A 270-nucleotide genomic window follows, 5' to 3' on the forward strand; every position below is an offset into this window, starting at 1 on the left:
ACTTTAATAGAGGCATGGATAATCCATTTTCAACAACTATAAATAAACTATTAGAAGGAGAAAAAAACAATGCAAAATATGTATCAAGCTTGTATCGAGGAATGTTTAAAATGTATGGAAATTTGCAATTCATGTTATAGTGCATGTTTGCAAGAATCAGACGTTAAAATGATGGTAGAATGTATTCGATTAGATCGAGAATGTGCTGATATTTGTGCACTTGCTGCTAAATCAATGAGCAGTAATAGCCCTTTCGCGAAAGAAATTTGT

The 270-nt window shown here is 31.9% G+C and carries 1 protein-coding gene; it reads left to right on the forward strand.

Going from position 1 to position 270, the window contains the following annotated elements; all coding sequences use genetic code 11:
* Window positions 1–69 precede the first annotated feature (69 nt).
* Window positions 70–270: four-helix bundle copper-binding protein (locus ACS2QP_RS27770; RefSeq protein WP_438883067.1), on the forward strand; the 201-nt coding region annotated here is incomplete at its 3' end.

The organism is Bacillus cereus group sp. Bce019, from assembly GCF_051781745.1.
GTDB lineage: Bacteria > Bacillota > Bacilli > Bacillales > Bacillaceae_G > Bacillus_A > Bacillus_A cereus.